18 protein-coding genes are annotated in these 19,574 nt (G+C 36.1%); 10 read left to right on the plus strand and 8 right to left on the minus strand.

All coding sequences use genetic code 11. The features are described 5' to 3' along the window. The first annotated feature begins 17 nt into the window (after positions 1-17). Complete coding sequence (locus QWY91_RS10740) at positions 18-1,529, plus strand: GH3 auxin-responsive promoter family protein (RefSeq protein WP_290234813.1); 1,512 nt, start codon at positions 18-20, stop codon at positions 1,527-1,529. A 503-nt stretch (positions 1,530-2,032) separates the two neighbouring features. Continuing rightward, positions 2,033-2,524 (plus strand): PLDc N-terminal domain-containing protein, encoded by a 492-nt coding sequence (locus QWY91_RS10745; protein ID WP_290234815.1) that lies wholly within the window; start codon positions 2,033-2,035, stop codon positions 2,522-2,524. 76 nt (positions 2,525-2,600) lie between these two features. On the opposite strand, the gene hemL is transcribed toward QWY91_RS10745, so the two are convergent. From hemL to QWY91_RS10765, 4 genes are read right to left on the minus strand one after another with little or no spacing between them, the layout of a single operon-like run. Beyond that, entirely contained in the window at positions 2,601-3,893 is a 1,293-nt protein-coding gene (gene hemL / locus QWY91_RS10750; protein WP_290234818.1) for a glutamate-1-semialdehyde 2,1-aminomutase, read from the minus strand. A gap of 15 nt (positions 3,894-3,908) precedes the next feature. Next, a complete protein-coding gene (locus QWY91_RS10755) occupies positions 3,909-4,742 on the minus strand; it encodes a glucosaminidase domain-containing protein (RefSeq protein ID WP_290234821.1) in 834 nt (277 codons plus the stop codon). A gap of 1 nt (position 4,743) precedes the next feature. Next, entirely contained in the window at positions 4,744-5,703 is a 960-nt protein-coding gene (locus tag QWY91_RS10760; protein ID WP_290234823.1) for a 1-aminocyclopropane-1-carboxylate deaminase/D-cysteine desulfhydrase, read from the minus strand. Between the two features lie 38 nt (positions 5,704-5,741). Continuing rightward, complete coding sequence (locus tag QWY91_RS10765) at positions 5,742-6,068, minus strand: hypothetical protein (RefSeq protein WP_290234825.1); 327 nt, start codon at positions 6,066-6,068, stop codon at positions 5,742-5,744. Positions 6,069-6,101: 33 nt separating this feature from the next. Between QWY91_RS10765 and QWY91_RS10770 the strand changes: the two genes are divergently transcribed. The 3 genes from QWY91_RS10770 (at position 6,102) to QWY91_RS10780 (ending at position 8,859) form a co-directional block, all read left to right on the plus strand. Next, positions 6,102-6,269, plus strand: coding sequence for a C1orf53 family protein (locus QWY91_RS10770; protein WP_290234828.1), 168 nt, complete (start codon positions 6,102-6,104; stop codon positions 6,267-6,269). Between the two features lie 179 nt (positions 6,270-6,448). Beyond that, positions 6,449-6,988: a DUF4136 domain-containing protein gene (locus QWY91_RS10775; RefSeq protein WP_290234829.1), complete on the plus strand. Its 540-nt coding sequence runs from the start codon at positions 6,449-6,451 to the stop codon at positions 6,986-6,988. A 110-nt stretch (positions 6,989-7,098) separates the two neighbouring features. Next, the gene (locus QWY91_RS10780; protein WP_290234832.1) at positions 7,099-8,859 is read left to right on the plus strand and encodes an aromatic amino acid hydroxylase; all 1,761 of its coding nucleotides are present in this window, start codon (positions 7,099-7,101) and stop codon (positions 8,857-8,859) included. On the opposite strand, the gene QWY91_RS10785 is transcribed toward QWY91_RS10780, so the two are convergent. The 3 genes from QWY91_RS10785 to alaS all read right to left on the minus strand — a co-directional run bounded on the left by QWY91_RS10785 (position 8,856) and on the right by alaS (position 13,428). Continuing rightward, entirely contained in the window at positions 8,856-9,470 is a 615-nt protein-coding gene (locus QWY91_RS10785; RefSeq protein WP_290234835.1) for a DUF4230 domain-containing protein, read from the minus strand. The genes QWY91_RS10780 and QWY91_RS10785 overlap by 4 nt on opposite strands. A 293-nt stretch (positions 9,471-9,763) precedes the next feature. Then, a complete protein-coding gene (locus QWY91_RS10790; RefSeq protein WP_290234837.1) occupies positions 9,764-10,726 on the minus strand; it encodes a GSCFA domain-containing protein in 963 nt (320 codons plus the stop codon). Between the two features lie 92 nt (positions 10,727-10,818). Further along, the gene (alaS, locus tag QWY91_RS10795) at positions 10,819-13,428 is read right to left on the minus strand and encodes an alanine--tRNA ligase (protein WP_290234840.1); all 2,610 of its coding nucleotides are present in this window, start codon (positions 13,426-13,428) and stop codon (positions 10,819-10,821) included. A gap of 131 nt (positions 13,429-13,559) precedes the next feature. Between alaS and QWY91_RS10800 the strand changes: the two genes are divergently transcribed. Genes QWY91_RS10800 through QWY91_RS10820 form a run of 5 tightly spaced genes read left to right on the plus strand, consistent with a single transcriptional unit; the run spans position 13,560 to position 16,735 of the window. After that, the gene (locus tag QWY91_RS10800; RefSeq protein WP_290234844.1) at positions 13,560-14,537 is read left to right on the plus strand and encodes a M23 family metallopeptidase; all 978 of its coding nucleotides are present in this window, start codon (positions 13,560-13,562) and stop codon (positions 14,535-14,537) included. Beyond that, positions 14,537-14,866 carry a MerR family transcriptional regulator gene (locus QWY91_RS10805; RefSeq protein ID WP_290234846.1) on the plus strand — a complete coding sequence of 110 codons (330 nt, stop codon included), beginning with the start codon at positions 14,537-14,539 and terminating at the stop codon, positions 14,864-14,866. The genes QWY91_RS10800 and QWY91_RS10805 overlap by 1 nt, the downstream gene beginning before the upstream one ends. Positions 14,867-14,869: 3 nt before the next feature. Continuing rightward, a complete protein-coding gene (locus QWY91_RS10810) occupies positions 14,870-15,469 on the plus strand; it encodes a LemA family protein (RefSeq protein ID WP_290234849.1) in 600 nt (199 codons plus the stop codon). Positions 15,470-15,487: 18 nt separating this feature from the next. Then, positions 15,488-15,928 (plus strand): TPM domain-containing protein, encoded by a 441-nt coding sequence (locus QWY91_RS10815; protein ID WP_290234851.1) that lies wholly within the window; start codon positions 15,488-15,490, stop codon positions 15,926-15,928. Then, positions 15,929-16,735 (plus strand): TPM domain-containing protein, encoded by an 807-nt coding sequence (locus tag QWY91_RS10820; protein ID WP_290234854.1) that lies wholly within the window; start codon positions 15,929-15,931, stop codon positions 16,733-16,735. It abuts the gene before it with no gap. Between the two features lie 98 nt (positions 16,736-16,833). On the opposite strand, the gene QWY91_RS10825 is transcribed toward QWY91_RS10820, so the two are convergent. Continuing rightward, positions 16,834-19,569, minus strand: coding sequence for an outer membrane beta-barrel protein (locus tag QWY91_RS10825; RefSeq protein WP_290234856.1), 2,736 nt, complete (start codon positions 19,567-19,569; stop codon positions 16,834-16,836). Positions 19,570-19,574: the final 5 nt, after the last annotated feature.

Below are 19,574 nucleotides of genomic sequence, written 5' to 3' on the forward strand. Positions count from 1 at the left end.
AAATATATAATAAATAAATGCCAATTCCATTAGTAAATTCCATTGCTTCATGGTTTCTAAAGAAGCGTATTCACCAAATGGAATTATTTATAAAGTATCCTCACGATGTACAGGATGAGCTTCTAAAAGGACTAATTCATAAAGCTAAAAACACAGAAATTGGTAGAAAATATGCATTTTCTGAAATCAAATCCTATAAGGATTTCGCTTCTCGTGTCCCATTACATTCTTACGAAAATTATTACGAAGCGATCGAAAGAAGCCGTTTAGGAGAAAATAATATCTTTTGGCCTACACCTATAAAATGGTTCGCAAAATCTAGCGGAACTACTAATGCGAAAAGTAAATTTATACCAGTAAGTGAGGATTCTCTGGAGCATTGTCATTATGCTGCCGGGAAAGATCTGCTTTGCGTGTATTTAAATAATAACCCAGGCTCTCAGTTTTTTACAGGTAAAAGTTTACGCTTAGGCGGAAGTAAAGAAATATACAAAGATAAAGGGACTAGCTACGGTGATTTATCGGCTATTTTAATTGATAATATGCCTTTTTGGGCCGAGTTTAGTAGCACGCCAAGTAATGAAGTTTCTTTGATGCATGATTGGGAAGTAAAAATGCAAGCCATTGTTGAAGAAACCATAAAAGAAAATGTAACCAGTCTTGCCGGCGTTCCTTCCTGGATGTTGGTTTTGCTGAATAACGTTTTAGAACATACCGGTAAAGAAAGTATTTTCGAAGTTTGGCGAAATATTGAAGTTTATTTTCACGGTGGTGTAAGCTTCGATCCTTATGCCGCTCAATATCAAAAGATCTTACCTAACGAAGATTTTAGATATTACGAAATTTATAACGCTTCGGAAGGTTTTTTTGCCTGTCAGGATCAAAATGACAATAAAGATTTGCTCTTAATGTTAGACTACGGAATTTTCTATGAGTTTATTCCGATGCATACCTACGGAAGTAATGAGGAAGAGATCATCCCCCTTTCTGAAGTTGAAATTGGTAAAAATTACGCCATCGTTATTACGACCAATGCAGGTTTATGGCGTTATAAAATTGGCGATACGGTTCGATTTACCTCAACTAGTCCCTATCGTATAAAAGTATCTGGAAGAACAAAACATCACATTAACGTTTTTGGCGAAGAGTTGATTATAGAAAACGCAGAAACTGCATTAAAAAAAGCATCGCTTACCAACAATTGCGAGATTGTCGATTATACAGCTGCCCCGGTTTTTATGGATGGGAAAGAAAAAGGAGCGCACGAGTGGATTATTGAATTTAAGAATCCGCCAAAATCTATGTCAGAATTTAATGAAGATTTAGACAAGGCCCTGCAGCAAGTAAATAGTGATTACGAAGCGAAGCGCTATTTAAATATGACTCTGAATGCGCCTAAAATTCACGTAGCACGGGAAAAGTTATTTCATGATTGGCTTCAGAAAAATGGTAAACTAGGCGGGCAGCATAAAATACCAAGATTATCGAATTCTAGAGATTATGTGGAAGAATTACTAGGGATGATGTAGATGATTAGTTAACGGTTTATAGTTATCATTAAACAAGTTTACAAAGCTCAATTAACAGTAATCAATTAACAGGAAGGCTTTTAGTTTCCAGCTGTCAGCAATTAACAGTCAGCTTTTAGCTTTTAGTTCTCAGAGAGCGGCCTTCAACTAATTTTAAATTATCGTGATTCCGGACTTGATCCGGGATCTCATATTATATTGTAAAGCAAATTATAGTGATAAGACTCTGAATCAAGCTCATAGTGAGCACACCTCATTATGATTTATTGCAGGCATTCAATTTTGGATTTACAAGTTGAAGGAAAGAATAAATACTATCAGAAAATTCTAATATAACATTCTAGGTTTTCTCTCTGATAATCGCTTGCTATAATTCAAAACGATGAATTTCGAATGAAACCCTTTAAGTAATTCAGTAATAAAAAGCTTTAAAACTCATCCATTTTCTATATTTTAGCTTTTAAATATCAGCTCTAACCGTGAATTATCTTAAACAACAAAATATGCGAAAAGCCTTACTATTTCTTATTCCACTTTTAATTTGTCTAATATCAATTGGATGCGGTAGCGATTCTAAAGAAATATCACTTAACGAATTTAACGAAGAAATTTTACCTTCCGAAGAAATCAAGAAAGTGGTAATCGAAGATCGCGAAGATATATTCATTTATACTTCAGAAAAGGTACCTTATAGACTTAAGGCTAGCGAAATTGGTGATATCGAAGAATTTATAGATCATTTATACTCTCAGCAAGAAAATATAGATATCACCTATAATGCGAATGTTAATAATACAGGACTTTTATTATGGCAACTTTTTAATCTCCTTGTTCCCATCCTTTTACTTACTCACATCATATTATTATGGATTGCATTAAGAAAGGTCATTAAATCTACAGCTGGAGATCTAGAGAAAATCCTATACGCTATGATTTCAATATTCGTTCCATTCTTTGGCCCGATTATTTATTTAACCACAAAACCAAAATCATAACGAAAGATTATTAAAAGAAAAACCCTCATTTTCACTTTAGAATATGAGGGCTTTTTTTAGTTTCAACTAGTTATTATTAGTCAAAATCTTTAGTTACTTTATCTACAGCTGCAATCGTTGCATCTAAATCATCGTAACTTAACGCATCACTAATAAACCAGGTTTCAAAAGCACTTGGTGCAATATAAATTCCGTTTTCTAACATTCCGTGGAAAAAAGTATTGAACTTTCCATTTTTTGCAGCTTCCGCAGAAGAAGCAAAATCAGTTACTGCATCTTCAGAAAAATGTACAGAAATCATCGAACCTACTCGGTTAATCGTATGTTTTACTCCATTTGCATTTAAAACTTTCTCCATACCTTCATGAAGATATTCGGTCTTTTTATCGATACTTTTAAAAATCTCAGGATTTCCAGATAGTTCAGTAAGCATCGCTAATCCGGCTGCCATCGCCAGTGGATTTCCACTTAAGGTTCCTGCCTGATATACCGGCCCAACAGGAGCCAAATAATCCATAATTTCATTTCGGGCAGCAAAAGCACCAACCGGCAAACCTCCACCAATTACTTTTCCAAAGCAAACAATATCAGCATTGATTCCTAATCGTTCCTGTACACCACCTGCTGCCAATCTAAAACCTGTCATCACCTCATCGAAAATCAGTAAGATTCCGGTTTCATCACAAAGCTTTCTCAAACCTTCCAAAAATCCTTCAGTTGGAGGAATACATCCCATATTTCCCGGCACAGGTTCTACAATAATACAGGCAATTTCATCCTTATTTTGTTCAGCAATCTGCTTCACTTCCTCTAAATCATTATAAGCGGCAAGCAAAGTATCTTTTGCCGTTCCCTGCGTAACACCCGGGCTGTTAGGCGTTCCAAAAGTCATCGCTCCACTCCCAGCCTGAATTAAAAATGAATCACTATGCCCGTGATAACAACCTGCAAATTTGATAATTTTCTCTTTTCCGGTAAAACCTCTGGCTAGTCGAACTGCACTCATACAAGCTTCGGTTCCTGAGTTTACCATTCTAATCTTATCGATATTCGGAACCATTTTTACCGCTAATTCGGCTATTTTGGTTTCAATCTCTGTAGGCGTACCAAACGAAGTTCCTTTTTTAGCTCTTTCAATTACCGCATCTACTACCGGTTTATGAGCATGACCAAGTATCATTGGCCCCCAGGAATTAATATAATCGACAAGCTTATTTCCGTCTTCATCATAAATATAAGCACCTTCGGCTCTTTCAATAAAAATAGGATCTCCTCCTACCGCTTTAAAAGCTCTAACCGGTGAATTTACTCCACCCGGAATTACTTTTTTAGCTTCAGCAAATAAGGCACTACTTCTTTGATAAATCATATAATTGCAATTTTCTTATGGTCGTTCTTTTACTAATAAGGTTTGTCCTATATCAATAGTATTTCCAACTAATCGGTTTAATCTTTTAATCTCTTCTACAGTTGTGTCGTATCGTTTGGCGATAGAATACAAAGTATCTCCTTTTTTAACAATATAACTGTCGCCTTTTGCTTTAAACTCGGTCGTGTAATTTGGCGAAGGACGATCTAAAACTTCAGCATCATAGCGATATAGTTCGTAACGCTCAATCAAGTCCATCAACTTCTGTGGATAGCGACGATCGGTAGCATAACCTGCATCCCTTAATCCTTTTGCCCAACCTTTGTAATCATCGGTATCCAAATCAAAAAGCGCTGCATAGCGACGTCTTTCTGCCAGGAATAAAGAATGATCTCTAAAAGAATATTTTGGATGGCGATATTTTCTAAAACACTCCTGATTGCGATCATCGTCGTGATAAATCTTATCGCCCTGCCAATCGTGACATTTAATCCCAAAGTGATTATTAGCCTCTTGCGCCAATCTTCCTTTTCCCGAACCAGATTCGAGAATTCCCTGTGCCAAAGTTATGCTTGCAGGCACTTTGTACAATTGCATTTCCTGCTGCGCAATTGGCGCATAATCGGCGATATAGTTTTCTACGGTAAAATCGTAGGTTCTTACCGGCATAGTTTCAGCATCAGCAATTTCAGCAGGAGTATTGGTATTCCTGTTTCCCTGATTACGATTATTGATTACCGCTTCGTTTCTATGCTTTCTATTTTTACGAGTAGTCACTTTTTTCTTACTTCCGCAGGAAGCGACAACTAGTGATAATAAAATTAGTATGATGTAAGGCTTCAACCTCATATTATTCAATTATTAAGCTCATTTTCTTTTTCTCTAAATAACGGTTCATACCAGCTATTCCCTGCAATCCTCCTGTATGGATGGCTAAAATACGTGAATTTTCAGGAAAGTGATTTTTTTCAATTAAATCAAAAATACCAAACATCATCTTCCCTGTATAAATTGGATCTAGCTGAATCCCAAACTCCGTTTTAAAGTCATTTATAAAACTAACGAGTTCTTCATTTATTTTAGCATAACCACCAAAATGCTCATCGCTAACGAGTGTCCAGTTTTTTTTATTGCTGAAATGACTAATTTCTTCTTTTAAAAACTCCCCTTTTAATGCTGAAAAAGCCAAAACCTTTTGATTTTCAGCTGAAGCATTTATCAAACCTGAAGCTGTACCGCCAGTTCCGGAAGCGACGCAAATCACATCGAATTCTTTATCAGATTCACTTAAAATCTCTTCGCAGCCTCTAATAGCAAGCTCATTTGTTCCGCCTTCGGGAATTAAATAAAAATCGCCAAATTCATGATGTAAAGATTCGACAAAATCGGAATCATTTTTTCTTCGGAAATCTTCTCTTGAAATAAAGTGAAATTGCATCCCATTCTCCGAAGCAAACTTTAAGGTAGGATTTGATTTTAGCGTTTTCTGAAGGTCTTTTTTCAGCTCTTCCCCACGAATTACTCCGATTGTGGGAATATTATGAATTCTTCCTGCCGCGGCAGTCGCCGCAATATGATTAGAAAAAGCACCTCCAAAAGTCAAAATTTGACTTTTTTGGAGCGCTTTGGCTTTTAAAACATTGTATTTAAGCTTCCTGAATTTATTCCCGGAAACTTCAGCATGCAGTAAATCTTCTCGCTTTAACCAAACTTCAATATTCTGCTTTTCAAATTTCTTGATAAAGTCATTTCGAGAAAAAACTGCCTCATTTTTATTGAAAATCAAATCGAAGTTGCGCTCTGCATTCATTTTGCAAAGATGAGAAAGGCGAAAATTGGAACAAAGAATTAAAGAAAATATTTTAGGAAGGAATAAGCTTTTCTGTTAGTTAAGTAGTCTTCATCTTTTTCCTTAGTGTAGGCTTCAACCTCAAAACTAATATTTTGGTAGGCTTTCATAGAATCTCGATATTTTATCCAGCGAAAGAGAAATTCAGCTACATAAAAAATATAGAAGAAAACAACCAAAAGCTCCAATTGCTGCTTCAGATGGATCTTCTCGTGATTCACTAAAAGCTCATCCTCTTTGTATTCGGCCGTTTTCACAAAAATCACCGGCCAAATTGTGACCGCAATAAAGTTTTTACCTAGAATATGTTTGTTGACCAAAATCATTTTCTTCAAGTTAAGAATTGTAATTTTGTTTTCATGAGTTTTCCAAGAAAAAAAATACCTTTAGAAGACGGCGACTATTATTTAACGCCAGAAGGTTATAAATGTTTTACAGAGCAATATCATCTTAAACGTGGCTATTGCTGCGAAAGCGGTTGTAGACATTGCCCCTACGGTTATGATAAAAAGACGAATTCTCAATAATACATAAGTGATGGCTATTTGCTGTAATTATAGGAGATTTAAGGTTATTCGTATAGAAATAGTGCTTTTCAGAATAGTTAAAATAGTTTAATTCGGCATGATATTTGAGATTATCAAACAGTCTAACAAGTGATTAGCATCCTTGCTTAGGATTTTATAAATTATAAAATATAACACCTATGAAAGTTCTAAAATTTACTCCTGTGTTGTTGCTTTTGGCCATTTTCGTCACTTCTTGTAGCAGTGTGAGAGTAGCCTCTGATTATGATCGTGAAGCCAATTTTAATTCTTACAGCTCTTTCGCTTTTTTTAAGCCGGGAGTTGATAAAGCTGAAATATCTGATCTTGATAAGAAACGAATCATGCGAGCTATTGAAGCTTCTATGAAGGAAAAAGGATTCGAGAAATCCCAAAGTCCAGATCTTTTAGTAAGCATTTTCACCAAAACACACGAGAATATAAATATTTACCAGAATAACCCAGGATGGGGTTATGGTTGGGGTTGGTCACCATGGTATTGGAATACAGGATTCAATACAGTGAATAGAACTAGCGACGGAACTTTATATATCGATCTTATTGATGCAGAAACTAAAGAATTAGTATGGCAGGGAATGGGTACTGCTGCTCTTGCTGAAAAAGTGAGTAAAAAACAAGAACGCATTAATGAAATTGTATCCAAAATATTAGAAAAATATCCTCCGGGATCTGAAGATTAAAAGATTTCTAAGCCTCTCTCTCGAGAGGCTTTTTTATTGCCATATTTTTTACACTTCGCTTATTTCTTTTAAAATTTCGTATATTCAGTACTCAAATAAGCCACAACTTTATGCTTAATTCAATTGAGTCTAACGAAATTTTAGAACGCTTACCTGCGCATCTTCAGCAATATATTAAACCACAAAACTACGAAGATTACACGCCTATCAATCAAGCCGTATGGCGATATGTAATGCAGAAGAATGTGGCTTATCTTAGCAAGGTTGCGCACAATTCATATTTAGACGGACTCAAGCAAACGGGGATTTCTATAGATCATATTCCTAATATGTACGGGATGAACCGCATTTTAAAATCTATTGGATGGGCGGCGGTGGCTGTAGATGGTTTTATTCCGCCGGCTGCTTTTATGGAATTTCAGGCGTTTAATGTTTTGGTGATCGCGAGCGATATCAGACAACTTGAAAATATTGAATATACACCGGCACCAGATATTATTCATGAAGGCGCCGGCCATGCACCAATTATCGCAAATCCTGAGTATGCGGAATACCTGCGTAGATTCGGGGAAATTGGCTGCAAAGCGATTTCCAGCTCGCACGACTATGAGGTTTACGAAGCTATTCGAAAACTTTCTATCTTAAAAGAAGCTGAAGGAACGCCGCTAAAAGAAATTGCTGCTATTGAAAAACTTGTTGGAGAACTGCAAGATAAAAATGTTAAGCCTAGTGAAATGGCGCTCATAAGAAATTTACATTGGTGGACGGTAGAATACGGATTGATAGGAACTCCCGAAAATCCTAAGATTTATGGCGCCGGTTTGTTATCTTCTATTGGCGAAAGTAAATCTTGCATGACCGATAATGTAAAGAAAATACCTTATTCTATCGAAGCTATGCATCAGGAGTTTGATATTACAAAACCTCAACCTCAATTGTATGTAACTCCAGATTTTGCACATTTGAGTTTGGTTTTAGAGGAATTCGCCAATAAAATGGCGCTTAGAAAAGGTGGTTTAAGCGGAATTAAAAAATTGATTGATTCTAAAGGTTTAGGCACAATCGAATTTAGTACCGGTTTGCAGGTTTCTGGGAATTTTGAAAATGTGATCGAATTTGAAGGAAAACCGATTTATATTCAAACGAAAGGAAAAACAGCACTTGCTTCCAGAGAAAAAGAATTGGTAGGACATGGAACAAAATCACATCCCAAAGGTCTTGGCTCGCCCATCGGAAAATTAAAAGGGATCAATTTAGCCATTGAAGATATGAGTCCGCGTGACTTAAAGGCCTATAAAATTTACGAAGGAGAAAATATTGAGCTAGAATTTGAAGGTGGCGTCAACGTAAACGGCGAAATAATTACCGGAACCAGAAACCTACAAGGAAAAATAGTACTCATAAGCTTTAAAAATTGCACTGTAAAATACGAAGATCAAGTTTTATTTAAACCGGAATGGGGGCGATACGATATGGCCGTAGGTAAAGAAGTAGTCTCTGCATTTGCAGGACCTGCAGATCATCACTCGTTCGATTTAGTTACCCACAAAACAAGTTCTAGTGCAATTAAATCTGAGAAAACATCGGAACGCAAAGAGTTAGAAGATTTATATGAAGCCGTTCGTAATGTTAGAGAAGGAAAAAATACAAAATTCAGTATTCAGGCAGTTTTTGATATTCTGAAAAAAGATCATCAGGAAGATTGGTTACTAAGCACTGAAATTTATGAACTTGCTTTAGAACATGATGAAGATTTGGCTGAAAGAACAAAAGAGCATCTAAAAGACCTTCAGCAAAAAAGACCAAAAATAGCGCATCTAATCGAAGACGGATTCGCTATGGCTAGGCATAAACTGGCTCCTAAAATCTAAAGTTTGATATCCTGTAGATCGTTTTGAGAGGTTACCGGCATGTCATTATATTCTAAGGTCCAGCCCATGGTACTTGTTAGGATATAGATTTTTGACAATTCGCTTACCAACCTGTTTTGAGCGTTCGTTTTAATACTGGAAGCCTCTATTTTTTTCTTTAAAGAAGCGGTCACTTTCTTTTTGATCTTATTGTGATCTGAAGCTTCAAATTGATTTAGATAATCCTGGGTAACATCGTAATATTGAATATCCGGATAAATATTAAGCTCTTCTTTTGGGATACTCTTTATAATGACACGCTTGTTTTCCTCATCGATTTCAGTTTCAAGCTGACTTAGATCATAGCTTACCGTTACTTTCGCATTAACTACAATTAGCGCTTTCTTTCTTGCCGAAAAGACATCTAAATAAAACTTTTTGGAATCTTTATATGACCAAACCTGAGAGAAATCACCTTCGGTAACGACCAGTTTTCCCACATTCTTAATCTGTTCCTGTATTAACTGTGAGTTTTGGGTTAACTGCGCTTTTTCATCTTGATAATCTTTGTAAGATCGATAACCAAAGAATATAAGCACAATCACTACAACAGCGATTAAGAACTTTTTCATTTAATAAAAGTTAGAATTAGGAAATTAAAGATAAGGATTTAAAAATAGGAAAGTGTTATAAAAAACTTATGGACGGCCCCACCCGTCCATAAGAGTAAAATTTCTAAAATCTACCCCAAACAAATTTTAGAAAAGAAAGTTTAATTAATCATCGTATTCTTTATGGCGAATACTTCAATCAATAAATTAGAATTAATTTACAGTGCGTAATTTACGATTATTTTGTAATATTCAAAATATATATCGTTTAATTTTATTACATAGCAGTATAATTGGCTTTTAAAATAATAAATTCAGAATTTAATAGTTGGATTTTTATCCTGTAATTTTTTAATTTTTAGCTGAAGTTTGTCAAGAAATTCGCGATGTTTCGGGCTAGTTTCATCAAACGGGCGATGACTTAAACCTTTCTGAATAGTATTTATTTCTTTCATTATTGGATAAACTTTCGCATCTATCCACGCTTCTTTGAATTTATCCCAAACATAATCTATTGCTATTTCAGAAAGATGAATCATGTCTTTTCCATAAAAACGATAATCCCGCAACTCGTCCATTACAATCTCGTAACTCGGAAAATATGTCGTTTTTTTATCGAATTTCAATTTCATTTCTTCGCGATATGAATGCAAACCCGAAATAAGATTCGCCTTGCTACGCTGATTTTCTACAAAACCATCCTTCAAATGCCGGACCGGTGAAACGGTAAAGATCACTTTAGCTTTAGGATTAAGCTTCCAGATGATTTTCGAAATTTCAGTAAGACTTTCTTTAATTTCTTCCGCAGAAAAAATCTTTTTACTGAAATTAGATTGCGCTACTTTATGGCAATTCGCGACCAAACGATTATCAGAGTTTAAAATATAGCCCCAAGACGTCCCTAAAGTAATTATCACATGTGAACTTTCTTGCAGAAAAGCTCGAGTGGATGCTAAGGTATTATTCAAATTATAAATCATCTCTGAACGATCAGAATGATTCATTTGAGAGTGAACATCAAAACACGAACATTGATTATTTAGCTGAAAAATGTCTTTCTCTGAATATTCATAATTTTCATCTATTCTTTGGAAGAGCTGAAGTAATGCTAAAGGATTAAAAATGATCCCAAACGGATTCTGAATGACACGAAACTTATAATACTGAAGTTTATCTCCAATATTTTCTACAAAACAAGAACCAAATAAAGATATTTTAGCTTCGTAATCGATCTTTGGAGACTGATTTTTAATCGGTACAATTGTCCTAAAATCCATAACTATTGTAAATAATAAAGGCGTACAGAATTAATCCTTCCGTACGCCTATCTTTTTCATAAAAGAAAGATACTAAATTTCTTAGAATCTTGTTATTCGATATATTTTTTAGCTTCAGCTAAAGCTTCTGGTATTCCTGCAGGTTTTTTACCACCTGCAGTTGCAAAGAAAGGCTGGCCACCGCCACCTCCCTGGATATGCTTACCAAGCTCACGAACAATTGTTCCCGCATTTAAGTCTTTGCTAGCAACTAACTCTTTAGAAACATAGCAAGAAAGTAATGCTTTTCCTTTTTGCTCGGTTCCAAAAAGAAGGAATAAATTATCGATCTCTCCACCCAATTGAAAGGCTAGATCTTTAATTCCGCCGGCATCTAAATCTACTTGTTTTGCTAAAAAGTGAACTCCGTTTATTTCCTGAATCTCATTTTTGATCTCAGATTTTAGGTTTTTGGCTTTTTCTTTCAGTAAAGCTTCTACTTGCTTTTTAAGCTCAGCATTTTCATCTTGTAATACTGAAATTGCTTTTACTGGATCTTTGGCATTTTTCAACAATCCCTGAACCTCTTCTAATATTTCAGTTTTAGTATTAAAATAGTCTCTTACTGCTTCCCCGGTGATCGCTTCGATCCTACGAATCCCTGAAGCTACTGCACTTTCTCCGGTAATTTTAAAATACCAGATATCGGCGGTATTATTTACGTGCGTACCACCACAAAGTTCCATAGATTCTCCAAAACGAATCGCACGAACACTATCGCCATACTTCTCTCCAAAAAGTGCAATCGCACCTTGATCTAAAGCTTCTTGGTGAGCGATATTTCGTTGTTCTTCAAGTTTTAAGTGTTGCTGAATACGCTCGTTTACAAACTGCTCTACATGCTCTATTTCTTCGGAAGAAAGTTTGCTAAAATGACTAAAATCGAAACGCAAATAATTAGGTTGCACCATAGAACCTTTTTGCTCTACGTGCGCTCCCAGTATTTGTCGTAACGCCTGATGCAGTAAGTGTGTGGCGGTATGATTTGCCGCTGTTTTTGCACGAGCAGCTGCATCTACTATTGCGGTAAACTCTGCTGAAACATCTTTAGGCAATTTCTTAGCAAAATGGATAATCTGGTTACTTTCTTTCTTAGTATCGAGAATGCTTATTTTTTCCTCACCAAGTTTCAAATATCCTTTATCGCCAACCTGCCCACCACCTTCTGGATAAAAAGGTGTTTTAGTAAATACTATTTGATAAAGCGCTCCTTGCTTTTTCGTTTCTACTTTACGGTATTTGGCGATTTTGACCTTAGTTTCTAATTCATCATAACCTACAAAAGCATCTTCATCTACCTCAGTAATTTCTTCCCAATCTCCAGAGGTTACCTGGGTTGCAGCTCTAGAGCGTTCTTTTTGCTTTTTAAGTTCTGCTTCAAATTCAGCAATATTTAAACTAAGTCCTTTTTCTTTTAAAATAAGCGCAGTCAAGTCGATCGGAAATCCAAAAGTATCATATAATTCAAAAGCTTTCACTCCTGAAATTTCTTTGCCTTTAGATTCGGTTACAATATTGTCTAACATCACCAATCCCTGTTCTAAAGTTCGAAGAAAAGAAAGCTCTTCTTCTTTAATCACATTTTGGATAAGCTGTTCTTGTTTTACCAACTCTGGGAAAGCTTCTCCCATTTGAGTTTTAAGTCTATCTACTAATTTGTAGATAAAAGGTTCTTTAGTATTTAAAAAGGTGAAACCGTACCGAATCGCACGACGCAAAATTCTACGAATCACATAACCGGCTCCCGTATTACTTGGCAATTGCCCATCTGCTATACTAAAAGCTACGGCACGAACGTGATCAGCAATCACACGAATGGCGATATTAATTTCTTCAGATTTACCGTAAGTTGAATTAGTGATCTTTTCTATCTCGGCGATAAGTGGTGTAAAAACATCGGTATCGTAGTTGGATTGTTTTCCTTGCATGACCATACAAAGACGCTCGAATCCCATACCGGTATCGATATGCTTAGCAGGTAATTCTTCTAAAGAACCATCTGCTTTTCGGTTAAATTGCATAAAAACCAGGTTCCATATTTCTACAACCTGCGGATGATCGGCATTTACCAATTCTCTACCCGATTTTTTGGCTTTCTCTTCAGCAGAACGTATATCTACATGAATTTCTGAACAAGGCCCACATGGCCCCTGATCGCCCATTTCCCAAAAGTTATCTTTTTTATTTCCGTAGATAATTCGGTCTTCAGGAACAATTTTTTTCCAAAATTCTAAAGCTTCGGTATCTAAACCAACACCGTCTTCTTTACTGCCCTCGAAAACAGAAACGTATAGACTTTCTTTATCGATATTGAACTTCTGGGTTAATAATTCCCAGGACCAATTAATGGCCTCTTCTTTAAAATAGTCTCCAAAACTCCAGTTCCCTAGCATTTCGAACATGGTGTGATGATAAGTATCGTGACCTACTTCTTCCAAATCATTATGCTTACCGCTAACACGAAGACATTTTTGTGAATCGGTTACCCGAGTATTTTTTGGTACCGAATTCCCAAGAAAAAATTCTTTAAACTGAACCATCCCGGCGTTGGTAAACATCAGGCTTGGATCATTCTTAAGCACCATTGGTGCTGAAGGGACAATGCTATGCGATTTTGCTTTAAAAAATTCTAAAAAGCTTTTGCGAATTTCCTGAGATTTCATGTACTGTAATTTCTTCTAAAAATTATTAAATTATGCAGGCTATAAAACAATTGCTATCTTTGTTCGTTACCGTATAAACTTGCACGCTTTTTGTGCATACAACGGCAACAAAAATACTATAAATTTACCTCATGTCGAAGGTTAAATATTATTACGATAGCGATACTCTTTCCTACCAAAAAATCGAACGAAAAAAAGGTCGTCGATTTGGGATTGTTTTGCTTAGCATCTTCGGAAGTTTTCTTGCCGGTTTTCTTCTATTATTAGTCTACCTGAATATTCCGCAGATCGAAACGCCCAAAGAAAAGGCACTTAAGCGAGAACTGCAAAATATGCAGTTGCAATATGGCTTGCTGAATAAAAAAATGGATCAAATCCAAAACGTGCTTGGCAATATTGAAGATCGTGACAACAACATTTACCGTTTATATTTTGAAGCAAATCCTATCCCTGAAGAAACACGTAAAGCCGGTTTTGGAGGGATTAATCGATATAAAGATCTAGAAGGTTTCGACAACTCGAAGCTAATTTTGGAAACCACAAAAAGAATGGATGTGCTTACCAAACAACTGGTAGTACAATCTAAATCTTTAGATGAAATTGCTGATTTAGCAAAAGAAAAAGAAGATCTACTAGCAGCAATTCCCGCCATCCAACCTGTAAAAAATGAAAATCTAACCAGAATCGCATCAGGTTATGGTTGGAGAACCGACCCTTTTACCAAGGTGAGAAAATTTCATTATGGGATGGATTTTACTTCGCCAAGAGGAACACCGGTTTATGCTACAGGTGACGGCCGTGTAACAAGGGCCGATAATCATAGCACAGGTTACGGAAACCATATAAGAATCGATCATGGCTATGGCTATACCAGCCTTTACGCCCACTTATACAAATACAATATAAGAAGAGGGCAAAAGGTGAAGCGTGGTGATGTCATAGGATTTGTGGGAAGCACGGGTAGATCTGAAGCGCCACATTTACATTATGAAGTTTACAAAGATGATGAGCATATAAATCCTATCAATTTTTACTACGGAAATCTATCTCCTGAAGAATTTGACGAAGTACTTAGAAAATCACAACAGGAAAACCAATCTCTGGATTAATGCAAGTTGACCTACCTGAAAAAAGATATTATAGCATTGGCGAAGTAGCCACGGCTTTTAAAGTAAATACTTCCCTAATACGATTTTGGGAAAAGGAGTTTGATGTTATTCAGCCGAAGAAAAATGCGAAAGGAAATCGCAAATTTACCCCAGAAGACATTAAGAACCTGGAACTTATATATCATCTTGTAAAAGAACGCGGTTTTACGCTTGAAGGAGCCAAAACTCATCTTAAAGAAGAAAAGCAAAAAACACTGAGCAATTTTGATATTGTTCGTAAATTAGAAAAAATTAAATCAAGCCTAATCAATATTAAAAATCAATTATAGAAAATGAAAAAATGGTTAATCCCCGTAATAGTCCTAGTTGTTCTTGGAATAATAGTTTATAGTATGACTGCCGGAGTAAACAACACGGGAGTAGAACTTGAAGAAAACGCAAAAGAAGCATGGTCTAACGTAGAAAGTTCGTATCAGCGAAGAAGCGACCTTATTGGAAATCTGGTTAAAACTGTACAAGGTGCTGCCGATTTTGAAAGAGGAACTTTAACGGATGTGATAGAAGCTCGTGCAAAAGCAACTTCTGTAAACGTGGACGCTTCAAATTTAAGCGCCTCTCAAATTCAGCAATTTCAACAAGCACAAACTGGTTTATCTTCTGCATTATCCAAATTATTAGTAAGTGTAGAGCGATATCCGGATATTAAAGCAAATCAAAACTTTCTGCAATTACAAGCACAAATTGAAGGTACAGAGAATCGTATCAATGTAGCGCGTGACCGCTACAATGCTGCGGTAACCGACTTTAATACCTTCATTAGAAAATTCCCGAATAATATATTTGCGGGAATGTTTGGCTTTGAGCGTATGGAGCGCTACCAGGCCGATGCTGGTGCTGAAAATGCTCCGGAAGTAGATTTCGACTTTAAGTAAACCTTTAAAATATAAACTATGAGCCGCAAAGAATTTTCACTAAAGACCGAAGATGAAAATGAGATCGTAGAGGCGATTAGAATTGCCGAAAAAAGCACTTCTGGTGAAATTCGGGTTCATCTTGAAAAATCTTCTGGCGCACAGGATATTTTTGAACGTGCGATGGATGTTTTCCACAAATTAAAGATGGACAATACTAAGGAAGAAAATGGTGTGCTAATCTACGTTGCTGTAGAGGATCGTAATTTTGTGATCTACGGAGACAAAGGGATTAACGATAAAGTAGAAGATGATTTTTGGGAAAGCACAAAAGATGTAATCCTGGAACACTTCAAAAAAGGAAACTTTAAACAAGGTCTTGTTGACGGCATATTAAAAGCCGGTGAACAATTGAAAAGACATTTTCCATGGCAGGAAGATGACGAAAATGAACTTTCAGATCAAATTTCAAGAGGATAAATGTTACAACTCAATAAAAAGATTGGCCTATTAAGCCTGTTATTGTTACTTATTAGTTTTGTTGGATTCGCACAGCGTGATATACCACCAAAACCAAGTAAACAAACAGCAGTTTACGACGAAGCTGATCTTTTAAATACTTCGGAAGAACAACGTCTTACCCAAAAGCTTATTAATTATGCCGATACAACTTCGACGCAGATTGTAGTTGCAACCATTGCTTCTCTTCAGGGAGAATACGCAGGAACCTATGCAACACACTGGGCTGAAGAATGGGGAATCGGAATGGATGGTAAAGACAACGGACTTCTTATTCTTGTTGCTGAAAAAGAAAGAAAGATTCAGATACAAACAGGTTACGGTTTAGAACCTTACATGACCGATGCTTATACTTATCAAATAATCAACAATATCATTTTGCCAGAATTTAAGCGAGATGATTATTATACAGGTTTAGATAAAGGTACATCTGCTGTCTTTGAAGTTTTATCTGGTACGTTTAAAGGTACTCCACAAAAAAGAGGATCTTCTGGAAATTCGGCAAAACCAATCGCTTTATTTATAATAGTATTTATAGTTATTATTATTTCCCTTATCGGTAAAAATCGAGGCGGTGGTAAAGGCGGTGGTCGTCGTGGACGTAGCACGCTTATGGACGCCATTATCTTAAGTTCACTTGGTCGCGGTAGTTTTGGCGGCGGAGGATTCGGCGGTGGCTCTGGAGGTGGTTTCGGAGGCGGCGGCGGATTTGGCGGAGGCTTCGGAGGCGGAGGCTTTGGCGGAGGTGGCGCTGGCGGAAGCTGGTAAAATCTGAATAAACGAATAAAATTACTAGTAGAAATTATATAAAAAATGCCCAATCTTAAAACTAAGATTGGGCATTTTTTTGTCAATTATTTAAAGTACTATCTTCGTGGTCGTCGGCCTCCTCTGCCACCTCCATAACCTTCACCTCCAAAATTCTTTAAATTATAGGTAAAACTTAGCATTGCATACTGAGTAAGAACTAAGCTATTAGTATCCTGAATATAATCTTCTCCAATAACTCTACGGGTATTAATTACCTGATCCAATACATCATACACTTTTAGTTTGATGTTTGCTTTCTCATCCCAAAACTGATATCCTAAACTGGTATTCCAAAGTAATGAGGTGTTATCAAATTCAGAAGATACATTCCCGAACTTATTGTAGGAAATATCATTACCAAAAACTACATTTTTGGGCCAGTATGTAGTTACCTCTAATCCTGCACGCTGATTGATAAATTCCTGATCATTCAGATTACTAATACTATAACGCGAATTATTATAATCTATACCAAACTCTGGATTAACCTCAATAACATCCTCTATAGCATAAGTAAACCTTACGGAAGGTCCAATGCCTATATTTTCTGAATTGAACTTTACACCATTAGAAAATCCTACATTTTTATTATAGCTACTATTTAAAGATAATCGATATCTAAACTCGCTATTTTCATTCTTCTTTTGCTTATTATAGAAAATACCTAAGGAAGCAGACATCGCACCGTCCACATTTGTGTAGGTAGTTGTTCTTAAAAGTGTATTAGGATCTGTTATTGTTCTTGCTACAACACTATTTTCAGTAAAATTTAAATTGAAATAACTAAAAATACCACTACGAGTTGAAAAATCGAAATTACGATACCCTCCTCGAATATTGTGAGTATAAGAAGGTCTCAAATCTGGATTACCAGTAACGATATTATTGGGGTTAGTTTGATCAATAACCGGCTGCAATTGTCGCACTGAAGGCACATTAGCATCTGTAGAATAATCTATCGATAAACTTTTTGATCGTTCAACCTCATACCGAATCCTTGCTCGCATATAAAGATTATTGTAGGTATTATCGAATGAAATATCAGATAGATAATTATTATTCTCTAAAGTGGTATTTAAAAGACCAAAATTAGTATCTATTCTCCAAACATCTCCTTCATAGTTGATTCCGGCATTTGGGATATGCTGTCTACTTTTCACTTCAAAGTTACTGCTTAAGCCTTCATTTAAAACACTATAGTCGCCATTTTGATCAGCTTCAAACACATAGCGCTCGTTCGTGTTATTGTTTGAAGAAAAATCATATGATAAATCCAAGAAGAGATCGTCAGCCAGTACACTCCGTTGGGAAACACTAAAAGAATAATTTTCGGTGTTTCCATCTTCGTCTATATATTGATCCTGTATTTCTGTATCATTACCATTATCATCATACACTACTCTTTCAGAATAAAAATAATTGTCATTTTCCTGAACGTCATATGTGTTTCTAAATTCCAATTGTAGAAAAGCACCACGATTACCAAAACGTTTTATGAAATCGATATTATTACTGAAGCTAGTACTGTAGATATCTTCAGACTCGGTAGTACTTGTTGTATTTGCTAATTTCCGATCTTCATTTAAACTCTCAGAAGAAGATCCCCTTTCAGAGTTTCCAACATTTGCAGTAAATCGTGGAGAAACTGAAAGTTTTGTAAGAGTATCAAATTCGATTTCGAATCTAGCATTAGCTCTATGGCTATCATTCTTTAAATCACTATAATTTGAAGAGTTCGTAAAGAATCGTTGATCGGGTAAAATATTTTCTCTTTGTATTGTGGTTTCCTGCCTTGTATCGTTTCTTCCGAAGAAATAATCACCATTAAGCTCGTATTTATCGCTCCACTCATTAGTATAATTTAGCCCCGCATTTTCTGCTTTGGTGATGCCGCCACCACCTCCAAAAACTGAACGTGCATTGCCTCCCCCCATCATTCCGTAGACTTCATCAAAACTAAAACCTGAACTATTAATATTATTAGAACTAGCCAGAATACTTAAACGCATATCGTCTTTAAAAATATTTCCAATTGCGCTAAGCTCATAACGATCATCGGTACCACCACCGGCAGTAGCTCTCGCAAAATAGCCTTTATTCTTATCTTCTTTTATAGTAATATTTATGGTCTTATTATCTGGATCTCCTGCTTTACCGGTAAATTCTTCAGACTTAGTTTTTTCGTTTGAAACCTGAATTTTTTCTATAATCTCTTTGGGAAGATTTTTAGTCGCAATAAGCGGATCGTCGCCAAAAAACTCTTTACCGTTTACTTTAATACTGGAAACTGGTTTTCCGTTTACAGTTATTGCGCCATCAGAATCTACTTCTACGCCAGGTAATTTCTCTAGTAATTCTTCGAGGTTTGCATTTTGCCGAGTTTTAAAACTATCGGCATTAAACTCTAGAGTATCTTTTTTTAATGTTAGCGGAGGTCTTGAAGCTACCACGGTTACCTCTCCTAATTGATTATCCTCAAGTTCCATCTTCAAATCGCCTAGGTTTTGAGTTTCCTCCTTAATCTCGACTAGCTTCTTGAATGATTTATACCCAGCAAAGGATATCAAAAGATTTAAATTCTTTTCTTTAGACGAGCCAGCGAGAGTAAATTCACCAGAACTTTCAGATATTGTATACGTCACTAAAGTACTATCTGAGACTTTTTCTACGTACACCGTCGCAGATGGAAGCGGATTGCCATCGGGATCCAAGACCTTCCCAGACAATTCAAATTTTTGTGAGAAGCCTATCGCGCTGATAAAAATAAACGCGATTACAAAATAAAATTTCATTGATT

This window comes from Zunongwangia endophytica, assembly GCF_030409505.1.
In the GTDB taxonomy this organism is placed as follows: Bacteria; Bacteroidota; Bacteroidia; order Flavobacteriales; family Flavobacteriaceae; genus Zunongwangia; species Zunongwangia endophytica.